General features: G+C 68.8%; 23 protein-coding genes and 2 tRNA genes. 16 read left to right on the forward strand and 9 right to left on the reverse strand.

Annotated elements, in window-relative coordinates; genetic code table 11:
* Window positions 1–20: 20 nt before the first annotated feature.
* Window positions 21–494, forward strand: coding sequence for an RDD family protein (locus IEZ09_RS22695; protein ID WP_189255756.1), 474 nt, complete (start codon window positions 21–23; stop codon window positions 492–494).
* Here the strand turns inward: IEZ09_RS22695 and IEZ09_RS22700 are convergent.
* Window positions 435–1,388, reverse strand: coding sequence for an AraC family transcriptional regulator (locus IEZ09_RS22700; RefSeq protein WP_189255757.1), 954 nt, complete (start codon window positions 1,386–1,388; stop codon window positions 435–437). The genes IEZ09_RS22695 and IEZ09_RS22700 overlap by 60 nt on opposite strands.
* A gap of 89 nt (window positions 1,389–1,477) precedes the next feature.
* Here IEZ09_RS22700 and IEZ09_RS22705 point away from each other — a divergent pair, with 89 nt between their 5' ends.
* Window positions 1,478–1,762 carry a DUF1330 domain-containing protein gene (locus tag IEZ09_RS22705; RefSeq protein ID WP_189255758.1) on the forward strand — a complete coding sequence of 95 codons (285 nt, stop codon included), beginning with the start codon at window positions 1,478–1,480 and terminating at the stop codon, window positions 1,760–1,762.
* Window positions 1,763–1,765: 3 nt separating this feature from the next.
* Here IEZ09_RS22705 and IEZ09_RS22710 read toward each other — a convergent pair whose 3' ends face one another.
* Window positions 1,766–2,494 (reverse strand): DUF4191 domain-containing protein, encoded by a 729-nt coding sequence (locus IEZ09_RS22710; protein ID WP_189255759.1) that lies wholly within the window; start codon window positions 2,492–2,494, stop codon window positions 1,766–1,768.
* 83 nt (window positions 2,495–2,577) lie between these two features.
* Here IEZ09_RS22710 and IEZ09_RS22715 point away from each other — a divergent pair, with 83 nt between their 5' ends.
* From IEZ09_RS22715 to IEZ09_RS22730, 4 genes are all read left to right on the forward strand, one after another.
* Window positions 2,578–4,647: an ATP-dependent DNA helicase UvrD2 gene (locus tag IEZ09_RS22715; protein ID WP_189255760.1), complete on the forward strand. Its 2,070-nt coding sequence runs from the start codon at window positions 2,578–2,580 to the stop codon at window positions 4,645–4,647.
* A 135-nt stretch (window positions 4,648–4,782) separates the two neighbouring features.
* Window positions 4,783–5,028 (forward strand): hypothetical protein, encoded by a 246-nt coding sequence (locus tag IEZ09_RS22720; protein ID WP_189255761.1) that lies wholly within the window; start codon window positions 4,783–4,785, stop codon window positions 5,026–5,028.
* A 97-nt stretch (window positions 5,029–5,125) separates the two neighbouring features.
* A complete protein-coding gene (locus tag IEZ09_RS22725; protein ID WP_112266263.1) occupies window positions 5,126–5,449 on the forward strand; it encodes a WhiB family transcriptional regulator in 324 nt (107 codons plus the stop codon).
* A gap of 283 nt (window positions 5,450–5,732) precedes the next feature.
* Entirely contained in the window at window positions 5,733–6,605 is an 873-nt protein-coding gene (locus IEZ09_RS22730; protein ID WP_229812851.1) for a class I SAM-dependent methyltransferase, read from the forward strand.
* 822 nt (window positions 6,606–7,427) lie between these two features.
* Here the strand turns inward: IEZ09_RS22730 and IEZ09_RS22735 are convergent.
* The 4 genes from IEZ09_RS22735 to IEZ09_RS22750 all read right to left on the reverse strand — a co-directional run bounded on the left by IEZ09_RS22735 (window position 7,428) and on the right by IEZ09_RS22750 (window position 10,395).
* Window positions 7,428–8,000, reverse strand: a complete 573-nt coding sequence (locus IEZ09_RS22735) for a hypothetical protein (protein WP_189255762.1) — start codon at window positions 7,998–8,000, stop codon at window positions 7,428–7,430.
* A gap of 86 nt (window positions 8,001–8,086) precedes the next feature.
* Window positions 8,087–9,397 carry an ABC1 kinase family protein gene (locus tag IEZ09_RS22740; protein WP_189255763.1) on the reverse strand — a complete coding sequence of 437 codons (1,311 nt, stop codon included), beginning with the start codon at window positions 9,395–9,397 and terminating at the stop codon, window positions 8,087–8,089.
* Complete coding sequence (locus IEZ09_RS22745) at window positions 9,394–10,194, reverse strand: cyclodehydratase (protein WP_189255764.1); 801 nt, start codon at window positions 10,192–10,194, stop codon at window positions 9,394–9,396. Before IEZ09_RS22745 ends, IEZ09_RS22740 begins: the two co-directional genes overlap by 4 nt.
* A gap of 45 nt (window positions 10,195–10,239) precedes the next feature.
* On the reverse strand, window positions 10,240–10,395 hold the full coding sequence (locus IEZ09_RS22750) for a DUF5679 domain-containing protein (protein WP_169774275.1): 156 nt from the start codon (window positions 10,393–10,395) through the stop codon (window positions 10,240–10,242).
* 195 nt (window positions 10,396–10,590) lie between these two features.
* Here IEZ09_RS22750 and IEZ09_RS22755 point away from each other — a divergent pair, with 195 nt between their 5' ends.
* A complete protein-coding gene (locus tag IEZ09_RS22755) occupies window positions 10,591–11,118 on the forward strand; it encodes a M48 metallopeptidase family protein (protein ID WP_189255765.1) in 528 nt (175 codons plus the stop codon).
* Between the two features lie 67 nt (window positions 11,119–11,185).
* On the opposite strand, the gene IEZ09_RS22760 is transcribed toward IEZ09_RS22755, so the two are convergent.
* Window positions 11,186–12,484, reverse strand: coding sequence for a zinc-dependent metalloprotease (locus tag IEZ09_RS22760; protein ID WP_189255766.1), 1,299 nt, complete (start codon window positions 12,482–12,484; stop codon window positions 11,186–11,188).
* A gap of 44 nt (window positions 12,485–12,528) precedes the next feature.
* Between IEZ09_RS22760 and IEZ09_RS22765 the strand changes: the two genes are divergently transcribed.
* The gene (locus IEZ09_RS22765) at window positions 12,529–13,608 is read left to right on the forward strand and encodes a YlbL family protein (RefSeq protein WP_229812852.1); all 1,080 of its coding nucleotides are present in this window, start codon (window positions 12,529–12,531) and stop codon (window positions 13,606–13,608) included.
* A gap of 113 nt (window positions 13,609–13,721) precedes the next feature.
* On the opposite strand, the gene IEZ09_RS22770 is transcribed toward IEZ09_RS22765, so the two are convergent.
* A complete protein-coding gene (locus tag IEZ09_RS22770) occupies window positions 13,722–14,261 on the reverse strand; it encodes a PPA1309 family protein (RefSeq protein WP_189255768.1) in 540 nt (179 codons plus the stop codon).
* Between the two features lie 94 nt (window positions 14,262–14,355).
* On the opposite strand from IEZ09_RS22770, the gene IEZ09_RS22775 reads away from it, so the two are divergent.
* The 3 genes from IEZ09_RS22775 to IEZ09_RS22785 all read left to right on the forward strand — a co-directional run bounded on the left by IEZ09_RS22775 (window position 14,356) and on the right by IEZ09_RS22785 (window position 17,920).
* A complete protein-coding gene (locus IEZ09_RS22775; protein WP_189255769.1) occupies window positions 14,356–17,358 on the forward strand; it encodes a UPF0182 family protein in 3,003 nt (1,000 codons plus the stop codon).
* 53 nt (window positions 17,359–17,411) lie between these two features.
* Window positions 17,412–17,485, forward strand: a tRNA-Met gene (locus IEZ09_RS22780).
* 361 nt (window positions 17,486–17,846) lie between these two features.
* Window positions 17,847–17,920 (forward strand) — tRNA-Met (locus IEZ09_RS22785).
* A 78-nt stretch (window positions 17,921–17,998) separates the two neighbouring features.
* Here the strand turns inward: IEZ09_RS22785 and IEZ09_RS22790 are convergent.
* Window positions 17,999–18,199, reverse strand: a complete 201-nt coding sequence (locus tag IEZ09_RS22790) for a hypothetical protein (RefSeq protein ID WP_030470381.1) — start codon at window positions 18,197–18,199, stop codon at window positions 17,999–18,001.
* 386 nt (window positions 18,200–18,585) lie between these two features.
* On the opposite strand from IEZ09_RS22790, the gene IEZ09_RS22795 reads away from it, so the two are divergent.
* The 5 genes from IEZ09_RS22795 to smpB all read left to right on the forward strand — a co-directional run bounded on the left by IEZ09_RS22795 (window position 18,586) and on the right by smpB (window position 22,741).
* Window positions 18,586–19,086, forward strand: coding sequence for a PadR family transcriptional regulator (locus tag IEZ09_RS22795; protein WP_189255770.1), 501 nt, complete (start codon window positions 18,586–18,588; stop codon window positions 19,084–19,086).
* Between the two features lie 59 nt (window positions 19,087–19,145).
* Window positions 19,146–20,246 carry a peptide chain release factor 2 gene (gene prfB, locus IEZ09_RS22800; protein WP_189255771.1) on the forward strand — a complete coding sequence of 367 codons (1,101 nt, stop codon included), beginning with the start codon at window positions 19,146–19,148 and terminating at the stop codon, window positions 20,244–20,246.
* Between the two features lie 356 nt (window positions 20,247–20,602).
* Window positions 20,603–21,292, forward strand: coding sequence for a cell division ATP-binding protein FtsE (ftsE, locus tag IEZ09_RS22805; RefSeq protein WP_189255772.1), 690 nt, complete (start codon window positions 20,603–20,605; stop codon window positions 21,290–21,292).
* A 39-nt stretch (window positions 21,293–21,331) separates the two neighbouring features.
* Window positions 21,332–22,234: a permease-like cell division protein FtsX gene (gene ftsX / locus IEZ09_RS22810; protein WP_189255773.1), complete on the forward strand. Its 903-nt coding sequence runs from the start codon at window positions 21,332–21,334 to the stop codon at window positions 22,232–22,234.
* 30 nt (window positions 22,235–22,264) lie between these two features.
* Window positions 22,265–22,741, forward strand: a complete 477-nt coding sequence (gene smpB, locus IEZ09_RS22815) for an SsrA-binding protein SmpB (protein WP_189255774.1) — start codon at window positions 22,265–22,267, stop codon at window positions 22,739–22,741.
* Window positions 22,742–22,748 lie beyond the last annotated feature (7 nt).

Here is a 22,748-nt window from a genome sequence, read left to right on the forward strand (position 1 = left end):
CACGGGCTTACTCTGGTGGGGTGAGCAGGTGGACCGGTTCGTGGCTGTCGGGACCGCGCTCGGTGCTGGAGCCGGGTGACGAGTCGAACGACGGCGGGCAGCAGCGCTGGCGCGGCGAGCGTCACGGCTTCCCGGAGAAGGGGCCGGGCTCCATCGCCTCGATCGGGCGGCGCACGCTCGCCATCCTCGTCGACTTCCTCCTGTCCGCGGGCGTCGCGGCCGTGTTCACGCGCCCTGACCTGCCGAAGAACTGGAGCCTGCTGGCCTGGTTCGTCATCACCGTGATCGCGGTGGCCTACTTCGGCTTCACACCGGGGCACGCGCTGTTCGGGCTGCGGGTCGCGCGCATCGACGGCAAGACGTTCGTCCACCTGCCCCGCGCGCTGCTGCGGACCATCCTCATCTTCCCGCTGATCCCCGCGCTGGTCTGGGACTCAGACGGTCGGTGCCTGCACGACAAGGCCGCGGGCACCGTCGTCATCAAGGTGCGCTGACCTGCGCCGGAACCTGCCGGGCGGCACGCCGAACTCCCGCTTGAACGCCGTCGCGAACGCGAACTCGGACGTGTAACCGACCTGGCGCGCGACCGCGGCCAGCGTCTCGTCGCCGTCGCGCAGCAGCCGCGCGCCGGTGCTCAGCCGCCACCAGGTCAGGTACGCCATCGGCGACTGTCCCACCAGCGCGGTGAACCGGCGGGCGAATGCCGTCTTCGACATGCCGACGCGGCCTGCCAGCTCGCTCACGGTCCACGGGTGCGCCGGCTCGCGGTGAACGTGACGCAGCGCGGTGGCGACGACCGGATCGCTGAAGGCGGCGCACCACCCCGTGCCCGGACTGCGTTCGGACTCCTCCTCGAGCCACGCGCGCAGCAGGTACACGAGCAGCAGGTCGAGCAACGCGGGCAGGGCGGCTCCCGCACCAGGCCGCGACTCCGCGACGTCCGCTCCGAGCAGGTCGACGGCGGCGCGCAACGCGGGGTGCCTGCCCGGCCGGGCGCGCAGGTGCAGCACCTCGGGCAGGGTGCGCAGGAACGGGTGCGCCTGGCCGCGGTCCAGCCGGTACGCGCCGCACACCAGGTGCGTGTCCGCGTCGGGATCGTCCCCGGTGTGGTCCGTCTCGCGCGCGGGCGGCAGTTCGGCCGCGGTGCGGTCCGGGCGGTCGCTCAGGCCGTGCAGCGCGCCGTGCGGCAGGAAGACCACGTCACCGGCGTCGAGCCGGACCGGTGCGCCGGCCGGTGGGATCAGCCAGCACGAACCCCGCAGGACGACGTGGAAGCCCGCGCCGGGGTACGGGCCGAAGCGGTGGCCCCACGGCCCGCTCCAACGCGAGCGCGTGAACTTGGCGCGACCCACGCGCATGGTGGCGATGACATCGGTGAAGACGTCCACCGCTCCACCCTAGCCGTGGTCTTTTCGCGTATGTCCGAGGCCGTTCTGCGCATGGGAAAGACCGCTCGGCGGTTCGTACGGTTGATCACATGACCGCATACGTAGTGATCGATCTGAACGTGGCCGACGCCGCAGGCTTCCAGGAGTACGTCGACGGAGTGGGGCCGCTCATCGAGAAGACGGGGGCCCGCAACCTCATCATCGACGACAAGCCGCTCGTGCTGGAGGGCGACTGGTCGCCGCGCACGCTCGTGATCCACGAGTTCGAGAACAAGGAAGCCGTGGAGAAGTTCTGGAACTCGCCGGAGTACCAGCCGTTCAAGCAACTGCGCAGGAAGTACTCGACGGTGCAGGTCGTCGTCGGCGAGGCCTGACCGTCAGCGGCGCCGCAGGGTGCGCTGGACGTTGCGCATCTTCGCGCCCTGCGGCATCGGGCCCTTGGGCAGTGCGGCACCGCGGCTCGCCAGCGCGGCGAGGCGGGTGTCGAGCGTGTCGACCTGGGCGGTCGTGATGTTGCGCGGCAGCTTCATCAGCGTCGACTGCAGCTTCTTCAGCGGGACCTGGCCCTCTTCGGTGCCGATGATGAAGTCGTAGATCGGGGTCTCGCCGACGACGCGGGAGATGCGCTTCTTCTCCTGCGCGAGCAGCGGCTTCACCCGGTGCGGCGCGCCCTCGGCGACCAGGACCACGCCGGGGCGGCCGATCACGCGGTGCACGGCGTCGAGCTGCGTGGTGCCCGCGACGGCAGGCGTCACGCGCCAGCGGCCGCGCAGGTTCTCGAGCGCCCACGCGCCGGCGCCGGGCTGGCCGTCCGCCTTGCGGAAGACGTTGCTCTGCACGCGGCGGCCGAAGATGATCACGGCCAGCAGCGCGCCGATCGCGACGCCCAGCGGCACGAACATCCAGACCGCGTTGAAGATCAGGCCCAGGACCACGGCGATCGCGGTGACGCCGAGCAGCGCCGCGAGCATCAGCGGAACGAGCGCCTTGTCCTCGCGGCGTTGCATCTTGAACGCCTCGAAGATCTGTTTGCGCCGTTCGCGTGATGCCGCGCGACGAGCCTTCGCCGCTTCCTTGGCAGCCGCCTTGTCCTGCTTACCAGCCATACCGACAGGATACGTGCCGGGAAAAATCAGACACAGCGGTCTCATCAATGAACGCGGATCGGCCATCTGCGAGACTGCCGGGCATGGACGCGTTGCTGGAGGGTCTTGATCCGGAACAGCGCGCAGCGGTCGAGGCGCCGCGCGGCCCGGTGTGCGTGCTGGCGGGAGCGGGTACCGGTAAGACCCGCACGATCACGCACCGAATCGCCTACCTGTGCCAACGCGGTCACGTCGCCCCGTCGCAGGTCCTCGCCGTGACGTTCACCAAGCGCGCCGCGGGGGAGATGCGCACCCGTCTGCGTTCTCTGGACGTGCACGGCGCACAGGCCGTGACGTTCCACGCCGCCGCGTCGCGCCAGCTGCGCTACTTCTGGCCACGCGTCATCGGCGGCCCGCGCTGGGAGCTCGTCGACCAGAAGATCCGCATCGTCGGCCGCGCAGCCTCCCGGCTGGGCCTGCCGACCGAGGCGGACGCGCTGCGCGACCTCACCGGCGAGATCGAGTGGGCGAAGTCCTCGCTGCTCACGCCCGACGCGTACCCGGCGGCCGCCTCGCGGGCCGCGCGCGACATCCCCGCGCCCGCCGAGCAGATCATGAAGCTCTACGCGCTGTACGAGCAGCTCAAGAACGAGGCGCAGCTGCTCGACTTCGACGACCTGCTGCTGCACACCGCCGCCGCGCTGGAGGACAACGCGGAGGTCGCCCAGGAGTTCCGCGACCGCTACCGCTGTTTCGTCGTCGACGAGTACCAGGACGTGACGCCGCTGCAGCAGCGCGTGCTCGACGCGTGGCTCGGCGACCGCGACGACCTGACGGTGGTCGGCGACGCGAACCAGACCATCTACTCGTTCGCGGGCGCCTCGCCGCAGCCGCTGCTCAACTTCGCGCGGCGGTTCCCCGAGGCCGTCGTCGTGCGGCTGGAGCGCGACTACCGGTCGACGCCCCAGGTCGTGGCGCTGGCCAACGACGTGATCAAGTGGGCCCGCGGACGTCCCGCCGGGTCGCGGCTGAAGCTCATCGGGCAGCGGCCGGACGGGCCCGCGCCCCGGTTCCACGAGTTCGACGACGAGCCCGCCGAGGCCGACTCGGTCGCGCGGCGCATCAAGACGTTGCTCGACGAGGGGGTCGCGGCCTCCGAGATCGCGATCCTCTACCGCGTCAACGCGCAGTCCGAGGTGTACGAGCAGGCGCTCGCCGCGCACGGCATCCCGTACCTGGTGCGCGGTGGCGAGCGGTTCTTCGAGCGGGCCGAGGTGCGCCAGGCGATGATCGCGTTGCGCGGGGCGGGAGACGTCGACGGATCGCTTCCCGAGGTCGTTCGCTCGATTCTCGGCAGAGTCGGGCTCACCGACGAACCGCCGACCGGTGGCTCCGCCCGCGAACGCTGGGAGTCGCTGCTCGCGCTCGTCGAGCTCGCCGAGGAGTTCGTCGCCACGCTGCCCGGCGCCGACCTGCCGCGGTTCTGCGCGGAGCTGGACGTGCGGGCCGAGGCGCAGCACCCGCCGACGGTCGAAGGCGTGACGCTGGCGTCGCTGCACGCGTCGAAGGGGCTCGAGTGGGACGCCGTGTTCCTCGTGGGACTGGTCGAGGGCACGATGCCGATCCAGTACGCCGACGGCGACGAGGCGAAGGTCGAAGAAGAACGCCGCCTTCTGTACGTGGGCGTGACGCGCGCGCGTGAGCACCTCTGGCTGTCGTGGGCGTTGTCGCGCGCGGCCGGTGGCCGCAAGTACCGCCGCCGGTCGCGGTTCCTCTACAGCCTCGTGCCGGAGAACCACCCGGCTGCACGTGTATCTGGCGGCGCGGCGCGGCCACCTCTGATGAAGAAGGAGAAGCCGACCTGCCGGGTGTGCGCGGCGACCCTGGTCGAAGCGCAGGCCGTCAAGCTCGGACGCTGCAAGTCCTGTCCGTCCGATGTGGACGAAGAGTTGCTCGAGTCGCTGCGACAGTGGCGTGCGGCGCGGGCGCGGGAGCTGAAGGTGCCCGCGTACGTCGTCTTCACCGACGCGACGCTGATGGCGATCGCGGAGCAGCGACCCACGGATTCGGCCGGACTCGTGGCGATCTCGGGCATCGGCGCCTCGAAGCTTGATAAGTTCGGCGACGACGTGTTGGGCCTGGTCCGGGGCGGTATCGGGTACTCCGCCACCTGATCGGGACAAGTTTCGTTAAATAGGTTGCACGCCCCAGGTACGGGGTCATAACCTGCTCATGCCGGGTCCGGAGGACCCGTCTGGGGAAGAAGAACTACTACTAGCTCGCAGAGACCTCTGAGGGAGGTGCCGGTTGTGAAGAAGATCTTGAGCATCGAATGCACCCTCGGCCTCCCAGTGTCCGAGCGCCTCTGCATGCCCGCCTCCGCTCAGGCCGTCTGGCAGAAGTCTGCCCTCAAGTCGGCGGCACTGCTGGGTCGTGAGCGCGGCACCGGACTGTTCATCGAGCAGCCGATCGTGCGTCCGACCGTTGATGGCGTCCACAACTACACGAATGCGCTGTCCGCGCATCAAGTGAGAAGGCTCCTGCCGACCCCATAGGGGGTCGAAGGACCACCAGGCTCACGAAGGCCGCGGACTCGCACAGAGTCCGCGGCCTTCGTGTTTTTGCAGTACCCCACACAAGGAGAAAACCCTGATGTTGACCGCGACTGTCCCGCTCACCGGCGAGACACTTCCGGACCTCGCGGACGGGCTCGACCTGCCCTGCCGCACCCACAACCCCGACCTCTGGTTCGCTGACGCGCCGGCCGACCTCGAGAAGGCGAAGTCCTTCTGCGGGACCTGCCCGGTGCTGGCGGAGTGCCTCGCCGGCGCGCTCGCCCGTCACGAGCCGTGGGGTGTCTGGGGTGGAGAGATCTTCGAGCGCGGTGTCGTCATCGCGCGGAAGCGGCCGCGTGGCCGTCCGCGCAAGGACGCGGCAGCTGTTGTCACCGCTGACAAGACGGAGGCGGCGGCATGAGCACCGTGACCAGCAACAGCGCGATCCCCACCTACCTGAACGAGGGCCTGACTCCCATGTCTCTGAACGAAGAACTCGTGCGAATACGAATACAAGAAGCCCAGAGGTTCGCTGAAGAGCAACGCATGGCGAACCGCCTCGCGTCAGCGCAACGTTGGCGCAGGTTGGCGCGATGGGCCGGTCGCAGAGCGGCTCGCTTCGACCTCTGACAGTCTCGAGCTGAGGCCGTCATCCACGAGAAGGTGGATGGCGGCCTCGGCCGTTCCGCCGTAGCGTTTCGGTTGTGCCGCACCACACCCACGACGGAATCGACTGGTCCGCTCGCCTCCACGCGATGAGGCGCTACGGCTCACTGCAGTCCGAGGCGCTGTCCGCGGTCGCGCGCAGACTCGTCGCCCCTCTGCCGGACTCCCCGGTCGTGATGGACGTCGGCTGCGGCGCCGACTCCATGAGCGTGCCGCTGGTCTCGGCCCTGCGCGAACACGGCGGCGGCGTCCTCGTCCTCGTCGACGCCACGCCCGAACTGCTGGACGCGGCCTGCACCGCGGCGCGTGCCGAGGCAGACGGCGCCGTGTCGGTGAAGCCCGTGCTCGCGGACCTCGCGTCCGAAGACCCGTTGTCCTTCGCCGGACCGGTCGAGCTCATCTGGGGCTCGCGGGTGATCCACCACCTCCCCGATCAGTTGCGCGGCGTGCGCCGCCTGGTGTCCGCACTCGCGCCCGGCGGCTGGCTGGCCCTGGCCGAAGGCGGGTTGGAGACCCGCTTCCTGCCGTGGGACCTCGGTGTCGGCGAACCGGGCCTGCAGGACCGCCTCGCCGCGGCCCGTGCGGAGTGGTTCGTGTCGATGCGCGAGAACATGCCCGGCACCGTGCGCCTCCCGGTCGGCTGGAACGTCGCCCTGGCCGACGCGGGCCTGGGCGAGATCAGCGCTTTCAGCTTCGTCGTCGACCACCCGGCGCCCGCCAAGCAGCTGGTCCGCGACTGGGCGGTCGACCGCCTGACCTGGCTCGCCGAGGTCACCTCGCCCCGGCTGCACGCCGCCGACCGCGACGCGTTGCGCCGGCTGCTGAATCCGTCCGATTCGGAGTACGTCGGGGCTCGCGAGGACGTGTTCCTGCTCGAGACCGACACCGTCCACCTGGGACGCCGCCGGTGATCGCGTGCCACAGATGTGGGCGGTCGCGTGCCTCCGTTTCCGACCTGGAGTTCCTGGCCTGGTCTTCTGAGCGGACCGGTGGGACGGTCCGGTGGTTGTGTCACGTGTGCGCCAAGACCCACGTGCGGGACATCGAGGGCAAGTTGCCGGACGAGTACTGGCGCTGACGGCGGCGGTTGCCGGGTTGGCCGGGTTGGCCGGGTGTGCTGGGGCAGGGCTCAGTGGCCTGTGGGTTTGGTCTCGTGGGGTCGTGTTCTCGGTGGGCCGCTCGTGCGTGCCTTGAGTACGGGGTGAGCGCGGCTTGTGGCTGCGATGTGGTGGGGCACGTTCTGGGCGGGCCGCTCGTGCGTGCCTCGTGTGTGGGGGCGTGGCTTGTGGCCGAGTCGGGTTGATGAGGTTGTGCGCGGCTGGTGTTCGGGTCGAGCGCGACTTGGCGGCTTGTGGCCGGGGCGGTCGGCTCGTGTGTGCCTCGCGGTTGGGGTGAGCGCGGTTTGTGGCCGAGGTGTCGTGGGTGTGGTGGGGTTGAGGTCGCGCTTCACCGGCAGCGGGACTGCGTGGGTGTGGCTTGTGGTCGGGCGCCGTGCCTGAGTCGTGGGCTCGCGTGTGCCTCGCGGTTGGGGTGAGCGCGGTTTGTGGCCGAGGTGTCGTGGGTGTGGTGGGGTTGAGGTCGCGCTTCACCGGCAGCGGGACTGCGTGGGTGTGGCTTGTGGCCGGGCGCCGTGCCTGAGTCGTGGGCTCGCGCATACCTCGCGGTCGGGGTGAGCGCGGCTCGTGGCCGGGTAGCGAGGTCGGGCGTCTCGAATCTGGGCGTGGCCTGACCGGTCAGGTCGGCTCGCGCCCCTGCGGCGAATCGTGCAGCGGGTAGAGGTGGCGTAAGGCCTGTCTGACCAGCGCTGTTCCTCGTCGGCAGCCGGCCCGCAGCTCCTCGTGCAGATCCGCCGGCGAGCACAGCCGGGCGCCCACCACGGCGTCGAGGATCTCCACGACGGCGCGCGGGTTCGTCGCTCGGCGCGCCAGGTCCAAGGCCGCGCGGGGTGGGGGCGCCAGCCTCAGGCCGTTGAGTTCCACGACGGTCGGTGGGCGGCCTGTGCGTTCGAAGAGAATCCACGGGTGTGCTTTGCGCGTGTTCATTCCCGTGAGGACGTGAATGTGCCGGGGGAGAGGTAGTGAAGCGCCTTGCCGGGTCAGTGCGTCGGCGCCGGTGATCACCGCGGAAGGGCCCGCGAAGGACAGGACCGCGCGGAGGCGGTCGAGTCTGGTCGGCGGTGAAGGCTTTTGCAGGACCACGCCGGGAAGCACCTGTTGCCAGGGGCCCGCTGGCGTGCAGTGGCGCAGGATCTCGCGTCGGGAGAGGCCGGATTCACGCAGGTCAGCGGTGGTTGCGATGGGGGTCATGCGTTCTATCGTGGCGCAACCGCAGGGCGGTAAATCAGGCTCTGAGCCAACCTGTGGACAACTTCGCCCGGATTCACTCGGACGAGTTAGTCGTCGAATCCCGGCTGCCACCGCGCGACGATTTCGCGTGCGGTCACATGGGCGTCCAATTGGCAGAGGATGCCCGTCGCGCCCAATGTCACGCGGTGAATCAGCAGGTATTGCGGTGGCAGGTTCAGGGAGCGGCCCGTTTGCGAGTCCGGGCTGCGCAGGTCGCCCACGCGTTCTGCCTGCGACTGCAGCCAGCGGCGGGTGAAGTGGAACGACTCGGTGCGCAGCGGTTCCACGAACGGGGCGAGGTAGCCGAGGACGTCGTCGCCGTGCAGGACCATGCCCTCGCGGATGAAGTTCTCGGTGCGCAGGAGTTCGACGAGGTCGTGCGAGCGGCCGTCCAGGGCCAGCCTGGTCATCAGGCCCAGCGTCTTGGGCAGGCCGTCGGGCAGGCGGGCCACGGCGCCGAAGTCGATCACGCGCAGGCGGCCGTCGTCGCCCAGCATGAAGTTGCCGGGGTGCGGGTCGGCGTGCAGCAGGCCCGAGCGCGACGGGGCGGAGAAGTGGAACTCGGCGAGGAGCTGGCCCGCCAGGTCGCGGTCGGAGACCGAGCCCTCGCGGATGATCGTCGAGAGCGGCGTGCCCGTCGTCCACTCGGTCACCATGACCTTGGGCGCGGAGGCGACGACGCGGGGGACCAGCACGTGCGGGTCGTTTTCGAAGGCCTTCGCGAACGTGCGCTGGTTGGCGGCCTCGTCGCGGTAGTCGAGCTCCTCCAGGTACCGGTCGCGCAGCTCCTCCAGCAGGGGGCGCACGTCGGTGCCCGGCATGAGCGCCTGCAGCAGGCGGGAGAACCGGAGCAGCTGCTTCAGGTCGGCGCGCAGGGCCTCGTCGGCGCCGGGGTACTGGACCTTCACCGCCACGTCGCGGCCGTCGTGCCACACCGCGCGGTGCACCTGGCCGATGGACGCCGACGCGGCCGGTTCGTCGTCGAACGACTGGAAGCGCTTCGCCCAGGACGCGCCGAGCTGTTCGGCGAGCACCCGGTGCGTGGTGCGGGCGGGCATCGGCGGGGCCGCGGTCTGCAGCTTGGTCAGGGCCTCGCGGTACGGGGCCGCGAGCTCATCGGGCACCGCCGCCTCGAAGACGCTCAGCGCCTGGCCGAACTTCATCGCGCCGCCCTTGAGCTGGCCCAGCACCGCGAAGACCTGCTCCGCCGTCTTGGCCGTCACCTCGGCGTTGACCTCGTCGGCCGCGCGTCCGGTCAGTCGCTTCCCCCAGCCGCCCACCACCCGGCCGGCCACCCCGAGCGGGAGGCTCGCCAGCTTGGCGGTGCGCTGCACGGCCTTGCGCGGAATCTCGGTCACTCGGCCATGTTATGTGCGGAGCACTGACAGTCAGGGTGCGGATACCAGCTTCGTCTCTCAGCTACACCCGCTACCAAGTCGAGCTCGAGAGTGGCGTTCAGCACGGGTGGCGGGGCCAGGTCGCGGCCGCGGAGGTGGATCAACGACTCCAGGATCTGCACCACGGCCAGCGCCGCCGTGCCCGACGCGAACAGCACGTCGGTGGAGGCCGGTTTGCCGACGAGCTGCGTCGCGATCGTGGGCCACGCCGGATCGTGGTCGGTGCGGTGCAGGTCGGCGCAGTTCAGGCAGCTCGTGCGGCCGGGCAGGACGAGCGGCCCGACGATGCCCACGCCCTCACGGACGCGCACGGCCAGATGCGGCGTGCGGGACGCCATCAGCGAGCTGACGAGTCCCGGATCCGGGACGAGCGTCGCGGCGAGCACCACCAGATCGGCGTTGTGGGCGAGCCGGATGCCGGATTCAGCTAGAAGCGAAGTAATTGAAAGTGCAAGGTGCCCGGCGCCGTGGACGGCGACCGCCGCGCCCTTCGCGGGGGAGCCGGTGTCCAGCAGACCGGCTTCTTCGAGGGAGGCGAGCACCTCGTCCAGCTGGGCCGGGTCCTCGCCGCGTTCTCTGAGTCTTTCACCCAGTTCAGCGACGGTGTGGCGGCCGTCCAGGGTGAGGAGCGCGTCGACCAGGGCCTCGGGCAGCGAGTCGATCACCACCGCGTGCTTCGGGTCGACGCCGACCTGCACGACGCCGGGGCCGCGGCGCACCACGGCGAGTCCTGCACGTACGCGAGGTCTTGTGTCCACATGGGAAAGACTGGCAGGGGGCGAGGCCCCCTGCCAGCGGAAACGTCACACCTTGGCCTTGCCGAGGATCCGCGTCATCTTCGTTCCGCAGACTGGGCAGGTGCCCTTCGCCATGCGCCGGCCGTTGGTCTCCTCGACCTTGCCGTCGAAGTCGCGCTTCTCCCGACACTTGACGCAGTAGCCGTTGTACTTCTCGGCCACAGCCCCTCCCTTGCAGTTGTGAGTGCGGACACACTCGGGGACCTTGGCGCGACGGTACCTGGGCGAGGCGGCGAATCCGCGCATGTCGATCCCGCGCGTGTCCAGCCGCCGTTCGGTGGAACTTCACCCGCCGGGTGCGCGACTGCCGCCGGTTGGGCGCCGAAAATTGTCGGTGGCGCCGTTTACGGTGACTGCATGGCCGAACCGCGGGTGGAGGTGCGGCGGAGCTCCCGGCGCCGTCGCATGGTCAGCGCGTACCGGGAGGGCGACACCGTCGTCGTCCTTCTGCCGGCACGGATGACCAAGGGGGAAGAGAAGCACTGGGTGGCGGAGATGCTGAGCCGCCTCCAGCGCAGCGAGACGCGCAGGAAGTCCCCTGCGCGAACGTCGGACGAGGCCCTGGTGGCGCGGTGCACCGAGTTGTCGGCGCGCTACCTCGACTCGCTCGCCGACCCCGTCAGCGTGCGCTGGGTGCCGCCCATGCGCACGCGCTGGGCGTCGTGCACGCCGAGCGAGGGCACCATCAGGGTGTCCGAGCGGCTGCGCGACGTACCGCCGTGGGTGCTCGACTACGTGCTGGTGCACGAGCTCGCGCACCTGCTGGTGCCCGGCCACGGCAAGGACTTCTGGGAGTGGGTCCACCGCTACCCGAAGACCGAGCGGGCCATGGGGTACCTGGAAGGTCTCTCGGCCGCCGCAGGCTGGGGCATCTCCGAAGACTGACGCCCTACAACGCGAAACGCCTGGCAAGGGTGTGCTTGCCAGGCGTTTCGCATGATCAGGGGGCAGATCAGCCCTCGTCGGGCTGGTCCCCGCCCTTGTTCTCGCGCATCGTGCGCTCCAGCTCGGCGATCGGGTCCTCGAGGGCCTTGCGGGTGTTGGCCAGGCGCTCGGCGAACTCCAGCGGGTCGTCCAGGTCCTCGGCGGTCGGGATGAGCTCGGCGTGGTCCCACACGCTGTCGCGCACCTCGACGCCGTGCTGGTCGCCGACGAGCTTCCACAGCGCCGACGCCGCGCGCAGGCGGCGCGGGCGCAGTTCGAGGCCCACGAGCGTGGCGAACGTCTGCTCGGCAGGGCCACCGGAGGCACGGCGGCGGCGCAGCGTCTCGCGCAGGGCCGGGGCACCGGGCAGGCGGTCGGCCACCGCGGCGTCGACCACCACGTCCACCCAGCCCTCGACCAGGGCCAGCAGCGTCTCCAGCCGGGTCAGCGCCGCCTTCTGCTCCGGGGTGGTCTGCGGTTCGAGCATGCCCGAGCTCATGGCCTCCTCGATGGAGGCCGGGTTCGACGGGTCGATCTGGCCGGCGAGCTGCTCCAGGGCGGACGTGTCGACCTTGATGCCCTTGGCGAACTCCTCGACGGTGTCGAGCAGACGCTGCCGGAGCCACGGCACGTGCGTGAAGAGGCGCTGGTGGGCGGCCTCGCGGGCGGCGAGGAACACCATCACCTCGGACGCGGGGCGCTCCAGGCCCTCGGTGAACTTCTCGATGTTCGCGGGCAGCAGCGCCGCCGTGCCCTCGGGACCGAGCGGCAGGCCGACGTCGGTCGAGGTGAGGACCTCGGCGCCGAGCTGCGCCAGCGCGTTGCCGAGCTGCGAGCCGAACGCCATGCCGCCCATCTGGCCGAGCATCGACAGCAGCGGGCCGGCCGCCTGCTTCGCCTCGGCGGGCATCGCCTCGACCCACGCGCCGGACATGCGCTGCGCGACCGGGTCGCACAGGCGCTGCCAGGTGGGAATGGTCCGCTCCACCCAGTCGCGCGCGGTCCAGGCCTGGGTCGTGCGGGTGCCGGCGGGCAGGGACGTGACGGGGTCGAGCCACATCTCGGCCAGGTGCACGGCGTCGGTGACCGCGCTCGACTGGTCGGCGGCGAACCCGATGGTGGTCGTCGACGAGGACAGCTGCTGGAACGCGATCTGCTTGGCGAGGTCGTAGTTGACCGGCCCGCTCGACGATCCTGCGCTGCTCAGCATCGCGCCCAGCTGGCTCAGCATGTTGCCCAGCTGGCTGAAGTCGAACGGGTTGTCTCCCGGCTTCCCGCTCTTGTCGTCGGGGTCGTGCGGGCTGAACCCGAACGGCACGTCACTCATGCCTCTACCGTACGCGGATCCACATGGTCGTACGCTGTTCAGCCGTGAGTGAAACCGTCACGACCGCACCCCCGCCCGCGCCCCCGCCGAGGGAGCGCGGACTGACCCGCCGGACGTGGACGCTGATCATCAGCTTCCTAGTGGTGGCGGCACTCGGACTGCTCGGCGGTTTCGCCAGAGTCCCGTACGTGGCGCTGGGCCCCGGCCCGACCTACGACGTCCTCGGCAAGGTCAAGGACAGCGACGTGGTGTCGGTGGAAGGCCAGAACACGTTCCCCACCAGCGGAACACTGCGCATGACGACGGTCTCGCTCACCGACGACGTGTCTCTCTTCGGCGCACTCGGCCTGTGGTTGTCGGGTCGCTACGCCCTCGCGCCGCGCGAGGAGTTCTTCAAGCCCGGCGAGTCGGAGGAGGAGGTGCAGCGCAACAACGAGCTCGCGTTCAGCGAGTCGCAGACCTCCGCGGAGGTCGCCGCACTGCACTACCTCGGCTATCCGGGCAAGGTGATCGCGAACCAGGTCACCAAGGGCAGCCCCGCGGAGAACGTCATCCCGCTCGGCGCGCGCATCATCTCGGTCAACGGCAAGCAGGTGCAGAGCTCGGCCGACGTCAGCGCCGCCCTGGAGAACACCAAGCCGGGCGACCGCATCGAGGTGGCCTTCGAGAAGGACGGCACCTCGAAATCGACCCAGATCACCCTCGGCACCCGCGAGGACGGCCGCCCCGCCGGCTTCATCGGTATCTCGCCGGTCGATCGCGCCGACGTGCCGTTCAAGATCAAGATCAGCCTGTCCGACGTCGGTGGCCCGTCCGCCGGTCTGATCTTCGCGCTGGCGATCGTGGACAAGCTGACGCCGGGCGAGCTCAACGGCGGCAAGGCCATCGCGGGCACCGGCGAGATCACCGGCGACGGCACGGTGAAGCCGATCGGCGGCATCGCGTTCAAGATGGTCGCGGCGAAGGAGGCGGGCGCCACGGCGTTCCTCGTGCCGTCGGCCAACTGCACGGACGCGAAGCAGCAGGCTCCCGAGGGTCTCAAGCTGATCAAGGTCGAGAACCTCAAGGACGCGGTGTCGTCGCTGGAGGCGCTGAACAAGGGCGAGTCGACGCCGAGCTGCTGACCAGGCACGACGGTTTTTGTCGGTGCCGTCTGGGAGAATTGAAAGCAGGGGACCCCCTGGAGGGGACCCCTGCTTCGGCTTGTGCCAGCCTGGACCGATGAGGACCAGGCAGGTCAGGGTCGCAGCGTGGCGAGCAGGGCGTCGGTGAGGTTGGGCGCCAGTTCGGGGTGCTCGACGACCTCCTCCGGCACCTCGACCGTTCCGCGCAGCCGCAGCACGCAGGAGACCGAGCCGTCGCGCAGCACCGCCGCGACGAGGCGGGCCTCGCGGCGGGCCGGGTGTTCCGCGGCGAACCTGCGGGCCGCCTCGTCGTCCAGGTCGCCGTGGTGGAGCTCGGTCTCCGCCTCCGGGGGTAGGACGACGATCTCCTGGGCCAGGGCGCAGCCCGTCACGGCCGGGGGCCACTCGATGCCGGCCAGCGCGTCACCCAGGTCGCCTTCCAGTGCGTCCTGCGCGATCGGGGTCAGCGGGGACGATTCGGGGTCGAGCTGGTCGCGCAGCTCCGGCTGCTGGGCGATCAGGTCCGAGGTGGCCACGAGGGCGAAGAGTTGCGGGGGCTGCTCCCAGCCGCCTGCCGCTACGAACTCCTCTACCTCGCGGGCGACCGTCGGGAGGGTGACCGCTGGCGTTTCACTCGCTGACACGCGTGTCATCGTAAGACTGCGGGCTTCACGGGAACCCAGGGCGTCGTCCGTAGAGTTGGACTAAACGTACGTATTGAAATTCCGCGATCCAGGAGCGTGCCTCGTGGCCACACGGCCTCCAGTCGGACTGCCGAAACTGTCCCGACGCAGCCGAATCCTGCTCATCGTCGGTGTCGTGCTCCTGTTCGGTCTCATCACGGGATCGCGGCTGCTCGACACCTACGTGAACTGGCTGTGGTTCGGCGAGGTGAATTTCCGCAACGTCTACAGCACAGTGCTGCTCACCAGGCTGGGGCTGTTCGTGGCCGCAGGGGTCGTGGTCGGCGGCATCGTCGGGCTGAACCTCTGGCTCGCGTACCGGTCGCGGCCGGTGTTCGTGCCGGTGTCCGGGCCCGATGACCCGGTGGCCCGCTACCGCACGGTCGTGATGCGGCGGATGCGGTTGTTCGCGATCGGCATCCCCGTGTTCGTCGGGCTGATCGCGGGCGCGTCGGCGCAGGCGGACTGGCAGCAGATCCAGCTGTTCATGAACGGCCAGCCGTTCGGGGTGACGGATCCGCAGTTCGGGCACGACATCGGCTTCTACGCGTTCCAGCTGCCGTTCTACGAGTGGCTGCTGTCGTGGCTGTTCATCACCACCGCGGTGTCGTTCATCGGCGCGGTGATCGCCCACTACCTCTTCGGCGGGATCCGGCTGGCCGGTCGCGGCGGTCAGCTCTCCGGGCCCGCGCGGCTGCACCTGGCGCTGGTCGCCGGCACGTTCGTGCTGCTGAAGGCCGTCGCGTACTTCTTCGACCGGTACGAGCTGCTGCTGCACGAGAACGAGAAGTTCGTCGGCGCGAGCTACACCGACCTCAACGCGGTGCTGCCGGCCAAGCTGATCCTGCTGTGCATCGCGGTGTTCTGCGCCGTGGCGTTCTTCGCGGGCGCGTTCATGCGCAACGTGCAGCTGCCCGCCATCGCGACCGTGCTGCTGGTGCTGTCGAGCGTGCTCGTCGGTGCCGCGTGGCCCGCGGTGCTGGAGCAGTTCTCGGTCAAGCCGAACGCCATCCAGAAGGAAGCCGAGTCGATCAAGCGGAACATCGCGGCGACACGGCAGTCGTTCGGGCTGACCGAGGACAAGGTCGAGACGAAGCCCTACGAGGGCAAGCAGACCGTCAGCAACGACCAGATCAAGACCAACGACGCGGCGACGCTGGGCAACATCCGCCTGCTCGACCCGGCCGTGCTGTCGAGGACCTTCACGCAGTTCCAGCAGCTGCGCCCGTTCTACGGGTTCCCGAACAAGCTCGACGTCGACCGGTACACAGTGGACGGCAAGATGCGCGACTACATCGTCGCGGCGCGCGAGCTGAAGCTCGACAGCCTTCCGCAGGGCCAGCGCGACTGGATCAACCAGCACCTCATCTACACGCACGGCAACGGTTTCGTCTACGCAGAGGCCAACAAGGTCAACGCCGTGGCCGACCAGACCAACGGCGGTTACCCCGAGTTCAAGACCGGTGAGGTCGCGCCGGACGGCACGATCCGCAACGCCGAGAACGGCATCAAGGTCGACCAGCCGCGCACCTACTACGGTGAGCTCTTCGGCACCAACGACTACTCGATCGTCGGTGGCCGGCCGGCGGGCTCGGCGGCGGAGTACGACACCGACGCCAAGTCCTACACCTACACCGGTGCCGGCGGCGTGCCGATCGGCAGCCTGTTCAACAAGCTCGCGTTCGCGGCCTACTACGGCGAGCGGAACATCCTCTTCAACCAGTCGATCGCGGACGAGTCGAAGATCCTGTTCAAGCGCACGCCGCGGGACCGCGTGCAGGCCGTCGCGCCGTGGCTCACGGTGGACAGCGACCCGTACCCGGCCGTGGTCAACGGCCGGATCACCTGGATCGTCGACGGCTACACCACGCTCGACAACTACCCGTACGCGCAGCGCACGCCGCTGGGTGACGCGACGAACGACTCGCTCACCGCGGACGGCGTGGTCGTCTCGCAGGTCAACAAGCCCGTCAACTACATCCGCAACTCGGTCAAGGCCACTGTGGACGCCTACGACGGCACGGTGAACCTGTACGCGATCGACGAGAAGGACCCGGTCCTCAAGGCGTGGATGGGCGTCTTCCCCGGCACCGTCAAGCCGGGCAGCGACATCTCCGACGAGCTGCGCCAGCACTTCCGCTACCCCGAGGACCTGTTCAAGGTGCAGCGGCAGATCCTGGCGAAGTACCACGTCTCGTCGCCGTCGGACTTCTACTCCGGTGTCGCCTACTGGGCCGCGCCGCAGGACCCGACGATCGACAACGTGACGACGGCCGACGCCCAGCGCGACGCGGCGAGCAAGCGCAGGGACGCCCAGCCGCCGTTCTACGTCCTCGCCGGTGACCCGGGCGACCCGAGCAAGGTCCGCTTCCAGCTGACCAGCCCGCTCGTCCGCGAGAACCGGGAGTTCATGGCGGCCCACGTCTCGGTGGGATCCGATCCGGACAACTACGGGAAGATCAGCGTGCTGCAGCTGACGCAGGACGCCAAGGGCCCGCAGCAGATCCAGACGCAGTTCCTCACCTCCGACAACGTCAGCCGTGAGCTCAACCTGCTGGCCCAGCAGAAGACGACGGTCGTCTACGGCAACCTGCTCACGCTGCCCGTGGGCGGTGCGCTGCTCTACGTCGAACCCGTCTACATCGAGCGAGCGTCCAACAACACGTCGTACCCGCAGCTGTCCAAGGTCCTCGTCTGGTACGGCGACCGGGTCGGGTACGCGTCCACGCTGAACGAGGCGCTGGACCAGGTGCTGAGCGGTGCCGGCGCGGTCGTGCCGCCGCCGAGCAACAACAACGGCAACGGCCAGCCCTCGACGCCGCCGTCGACGACACCGCCGGCCAACGGGGTGCTGAGCCCCGACCTGCAGAAGGCGATCAACGACATCGACGCGGCGCTGGCCGACATCAAGAAGGCCCAGCAGAGCGGCAACTTCACCGAGCTCGGTCAGGCGTACGCGCGCCTGGACGACGCGACGAAGCGGTTCAAGCAGTACAACACCGGGGCGCCGAGTGCGCCGGCGACGGGCCAGTCGTCGGTCGCTCCTTCGCCCACGCCGTCAGGCTGACCACCCGATTTGCATTTAGCGCTCCACCCCGCGTAAGGTTCTATTCATACCGACGCGGGGTGGAGCAGCTCGGTAGCTCGCTGGGCTCATAACCCAGAGGTCGCAGGTTCAAATCCTGTCCCCGCTACAAAGCTGGGGAAGCCTTGTCTGCGGAATGCGCAGACAAGGCTTTTTCGCATTTCACATTGGGGGCGGAGCCCCCAAACCCCACCCCGGGGGCAAGCCCCCGGACCCCCGGCCGCCTTGCCTTCGGCGTCGGCGGCATCATCTGAGGCCGTGGCGTTGCCTGGCAGTGGCGTTGCCTGGCAGTGGCGTGCCTGGCCGCAGCGTTCCTTTGCGGTGGTGTTGAACTGTGAGGACGTCGGCTGGTGGCGTGCTGGAGTGCTGGGGTGCTGACCTGCGCGGACGGTGTTCGGTGGGGGTGGTGAAAAGTGGGTTTCGCGAGGGTGTATAGTTCTACTTACAACAGCAAGACAAGCTCGAAGCGGCGCGGGGTGGAGCAGCTCGGTAGCTCGCTGGGCTCATAACCCAGAGGTCGCAGGTTCAAATCCTGTCCCCGCTACTAGACAGAAGGCCGGAGCCATCAGGCTCCGGCCTTCTGTTTATTCCCGATCAGGGTGAAGAGTGCTGGCGGTGTGTTTCAGGTCATGTTCTCCGCCCAGTACTGGGCGCACAGCATGCTCGAGCAGATCCGGCCCTCGCCGTTGACCGTGCGGTGCTTGCGGATCTGCTTGCCGCACACCATGCACTCGTCCTTGCCCGCCTGCTCCGGGATGCCTCCGGTCATCCACGCCACCGTGTGCGCCGCCACCTTCTTGTGGTCCAGCCACTTGATGTTCATCGTCCCCGACCTCCGTGGTCTCGCGAGCCTGCCTGGCAATGATCATTTTCCCGGTTGCGCAGGCGTGGGAAAGGGGTGCGCGCGGACATCACCAGGTCGTGCGACGAAGTCTCACGTCCGTCCATTCGGGTGGCTCCGGCCGGTGAGAGTCGTACCGCCGATCGAGTGAGACCGGGTGACTTTCGTTTCTGCGAAAGGCTTTTTCCATCCGGGATGGACACGGACGGTCAAGCGGCCAAACGCGTGAGGTGCGGAAACTGCCGCTTACTCAGCGAGACTTTTCGTTGCTCCGCATGGCCCATCAGACTAGCCCGGTGATCAGCCACTGTGGACAGAACGGCTGACCATTGTGGACAGCTTCCCCCAGACGTGGGAACGTTGTCGTTGTGTCAGACCTGAATGCGACCGCAGCCGCCCTGCTCGGGCTGCTGCACGACGGACCCAAGACCGGTGGCCAGTTGGTGGCGGAGGCCGGAGAGCGCTTCGGTGCGTTCTTCAGCGTGACCCGCAGCCAGGTGTACCGCGAGCTGCCCGCGCTGGCCGATCAGGGCCTGCTGCGACTCGGCAAGCAAGGACCGCGGTCCAGCCAGCAGTACGTGCTCACCGCGGCGGGCAAGAAGGCCTTCAAGAACTGGCTGCTGTCCGAGCCCGGCCCCGACCACCTCCGCAGCCCGCTCATCCTGCGGCTGGTGCACGCCGGCTCGCTGACGGCGAAGCAGCGCGAGGCTCTCATCACCCAGGCGCGTGCGTCCTACGGTGCGGAGCAGGAGAGCGCGAAGCTGGCCGCGAAGACCGCGGAGGACCCCTACGCGAAGGCGGTGGCCGAGTTCGGCCTGGCCCACGCGAAGGCCGTTCTCAAGCTGCTCGACGCCATCCCCACGGCTTAAGAGGGCGCCAGCGAAGCACCGGTCGCGAACTGTGACCGGTGCTGGCGTAATCTTTTGCCGTGAACCCGGACGTCGAAGCAGACATCAAGGACCTCTCCGCCACCCTTTCCAGCATCGAGGCGGTGATGGACCTCGATGCCCTGCGCGCCCAGGTCGCGGACTTGGAGGAGCAGGCAGCGCGCCCGGACCTATGGGACGACCAGGAGAAGGCGCAGAAGGTCACCAGCCAGCTCTCCCACAAGCAGGGTGAGCTGCGCCGCGTCACGAACCTCCGCGAGCGCCTCGACGACCTGCCGCTGCTCTACGAGCTCGCCGAAGAGGCGGGCGACGCGGACGCGCTGGCCGACGCCGACACCGAGCGCGCGAGCCTGCGCACCGACATCGAGTCGCTCGAGGTCCGCACGCTGCTGTCCGGCGAGTACGACGAGCGCAACGCGCTGGTCACCATCCGCGCCGAGGCCGGTGGCGTCGACGCCGCGGACTTCGCCGAGATGCTGCTGCGCATGTACTCGCGCTGGGCCGAGCGGCACGGCTACGGCGTCGACGTGTTCGACACCTCCTACGCGGAAGAGGCTGGCATCAAGTCCGCGACGTTCCGCGTCACCGCCCCGTACGCCTACGGCACGCTGAGCGTCGAGCAGGGCACCCACCGCCTGGTGCGCATTTCGCCGTTCGACAACCAGGGCCGCCGCCAGACGTCGTTCGCCGGCGTCGAGGTCGTGCCCGTCGTCGAGCAGTCCGACCACGTCGACATCGACGAGAAGGACCTGCGCGTCGACGTCTACCGCTCGTCCGGCCCCGGCGGCCAGGGCGTCAACACGACCGACTCGGCGGTGCGCATCACGCACATCCCGACCGGCATCGTGGTGTCCTGCCAGAACGAGCGCTCGCAGCTGCAGAACAAGGCCACGGCCATGGCCGTCCTGCAGGCCAAGCTGCTCGAGCGCCGCCGCCAGGAGGAACAGGCGAAGCTGGACGCGCTCAAGGACTCCGGCTCCAGCTGGGGCAACCAGATGCGCTCCTACGTGCTGCACCCGTACCAGATGGTCAAGGACCTGCGGACCGAGCACGAGGTCGGCAACCCGTCGGCGGTGCTGGACGGCGAGATCGACGACTTCCTCGAGGCGGGCATCCGGTGGAGGAAGCAGTCACAGGGCTGAGGGCTTGCTCGACTGGGAGAGATGTGCTCGCGCAACGCGCTCGCCGGCGTCGGCCCTCAGGTGTCTTCTGGGGGCCGAGCCCCCAGACCCCAGCCGGGGGCTTCGCCCCCGGACCCCCGTCCGTGTGGCGCTTCACGCCTGCACGGCCCGAGGTGCCGGCAAGTCTGGCGTGGGCAGAACGCGACGCTGATCTGAGGCGAAGCACGTTCGGGCCCCTCGATGGCCTGAACGTGCTCGTTTCGTCGACCGGTTGTGCTGGTTCGGCCACGCCGCGTGGATGGTCAGAACCGCCTTTCCGGGGTCGGAAGTTAACCGGAACGGGGGCTTTACCCGGCCCATGGGTAGACTCGCGCCTCGTGATTCGCCTCGAACACGTTTCCAAGGTCTACAAGACCTCCACGCGTCCCGCGCTCGACGACGTGTCCGTCGAGGTGGACAAGGGTGAGTTCGTGTTCCTGATCGGGCCCTCGGGGTCCGGTAAGTCGACGTTCTTGCGCCTGCTCCTGCGCGAAGAGGTGCCGACTCGGGGACGCGTCTACGTGTCCAACTTCGACGTCGCCAAGATGTCGCGGCGCAGGGTCCCCCGCCTGCGTCAGTCCATCGGCTGCGTGTTCCAGGACTTCCGCCTGCTGCCGACGAAGACGGTCGCCGAGAACGTGGCCTTCGCGCTGGAGGTCATCGGCAAGCCCCGCAACACCATCGTCAAGGTGGTGCCGGAGGTGCTGCAGCTGGTGGGCCTCGACGGCAAGGAGGACCGGTTCCCGACCGAGCTGTCCGGTGGTGAGCAGCAGCGCGTCGCGATCGCCCGTGCGTTCGTGAACCGCCCGCTGGTGCTGATCGCCGACGAGCCGACCGGAAACCTGGACCCCGACACGAGCCAGGACATCATGTTGCTGCTGGAGCGGATCAACCGCACCGGCACGACGGTCATCATGGCCACTCACGACCACGGCATCGTCGACTCGATGCGCCGCCGTGTGGTGGAGCTGGCGTACGGCAAGGTCGTCCGTGATGACGCGCGCGGCGTTTACGGCGTTGGCCGTTAAGCGCTCCTAATCCCCGAACCCCAAGGAACCCCGCCCCCGATGCGTACCAGCTTCGTGTTCAGCGAGGTCGTCACCGGACTTCGCCGGAACGTCACGATGACGATCGCGATGATCCTCACGACCGCCATCTCGCTCGGGCTGCTCGGCGGTGGCCTGCTCGTCGTCCGCATGGTCGACAAGATGCAGGCCAACTACGCGGGCAAGCTCGAGGTCTCCGTGCTGCTGACCAACGACGTCAGCGCCAACGACAAGGACTGCACGCAACAGCCGTGCGCGGGTCTGCGTTCCCAGCTCGAGCAGACCTCCGGCGTCGAGACAGTGGTGTTCCAGAACCGCGACGAGGGCTTCGAGCGCTTCAAGCGGATCTTCGAGGCGCAGCCGGAGCTGCTCAAGCTCGCGCGGCCGGAAGCGATCCCCGCGACCTTCCGCGTCAAGCTGGAGGACCCGGACCGCACCGACGTCATCAAGCAGGCCTTCGAGGGCAAGCCGGGCGTGAAGGGCGTCGACGACCAGGGCAAGTTCCTCGAGCGGTTCTTCGAGGGCCTCAACGGTCTGCGCGACGTCGCCCTGATCCTCGCGCTCATCCAGGCGTTCGCCGCGTTGCTGCTGATCTCGAACACCATTCAGGTGTCCGCGTTCACCCGTCGCGTCGAGGTCGGCATCATGCGCCTGGTCGGCGCGACCCGGTGGTACACGCAGCTGCCGTTCCTCATCGAGGCGGTCGTCGCGGGCATCATCGGCGCCGTCTCCGCCGTCGCCGGCCTGGTGCTGTTCAAGGCGTTCTTCCTCGACCGGATCACCAGAAACCTGACCGAGTCGGGCATCATCCCGCCGATCGGGTACCTGGACATCCTGATCGTGTCGCCGTGGCTGTTCCTCGTCGCGATCGTCATCTCGGCCACCACCGGCTACGTGACGCTGCGTCTCTACGTGCGGCTTTAACGGTTTTACCGACCACGTAAAGTTGTCGTCATGGTCAAGGAACGCGGGCAGAAGGCCATCGCGTCGAACCGCAAGGCTCGGCACGACTGGACCATTCTGGACACCTATGAGGCGGGCATTCAGCTCGTCGGCACCGAGGTGAAGAGCCTGCGCATGGGACGGGCGTCCCTCGTGGACGCCTTCGCCCAGGTCGACGACGGCGAGATCTGGTTGCACGCGCTGCACATCCCGGAGTACGTCGCGGGGACGTGGACGAACCACGAGGTCCGGCGCAAGCGCAAGCTCTTGCTGCACAAGCACGAGATCGAGCGGCTGATCGGCAAGACCAAGGAGTCCGGTCTGTCGCTCATCCCGCTGCAGATGTACTTCAAGGACGGCTACGTCAAGGTCGAGATCGCCCTGGCGAAGGGCAAGAAGGCCTACGACAAGCGCCAGGACATCGCGAAGCGCGACGCCAACCGCGAGATCGCTCGTGCCCACGGCCGAGCGCTGAAGGGGCGCTACTGAAGGGCCG

It is taken from the genome of Lentzea flava, assembly GCF_014648475.1.
Classification (GTDB): Bacteria; Actinomycetota; Actinomycetes; order Mycobacteriales; family Pseudonocardiaceae; genus Lentzea; species Lentzea flava.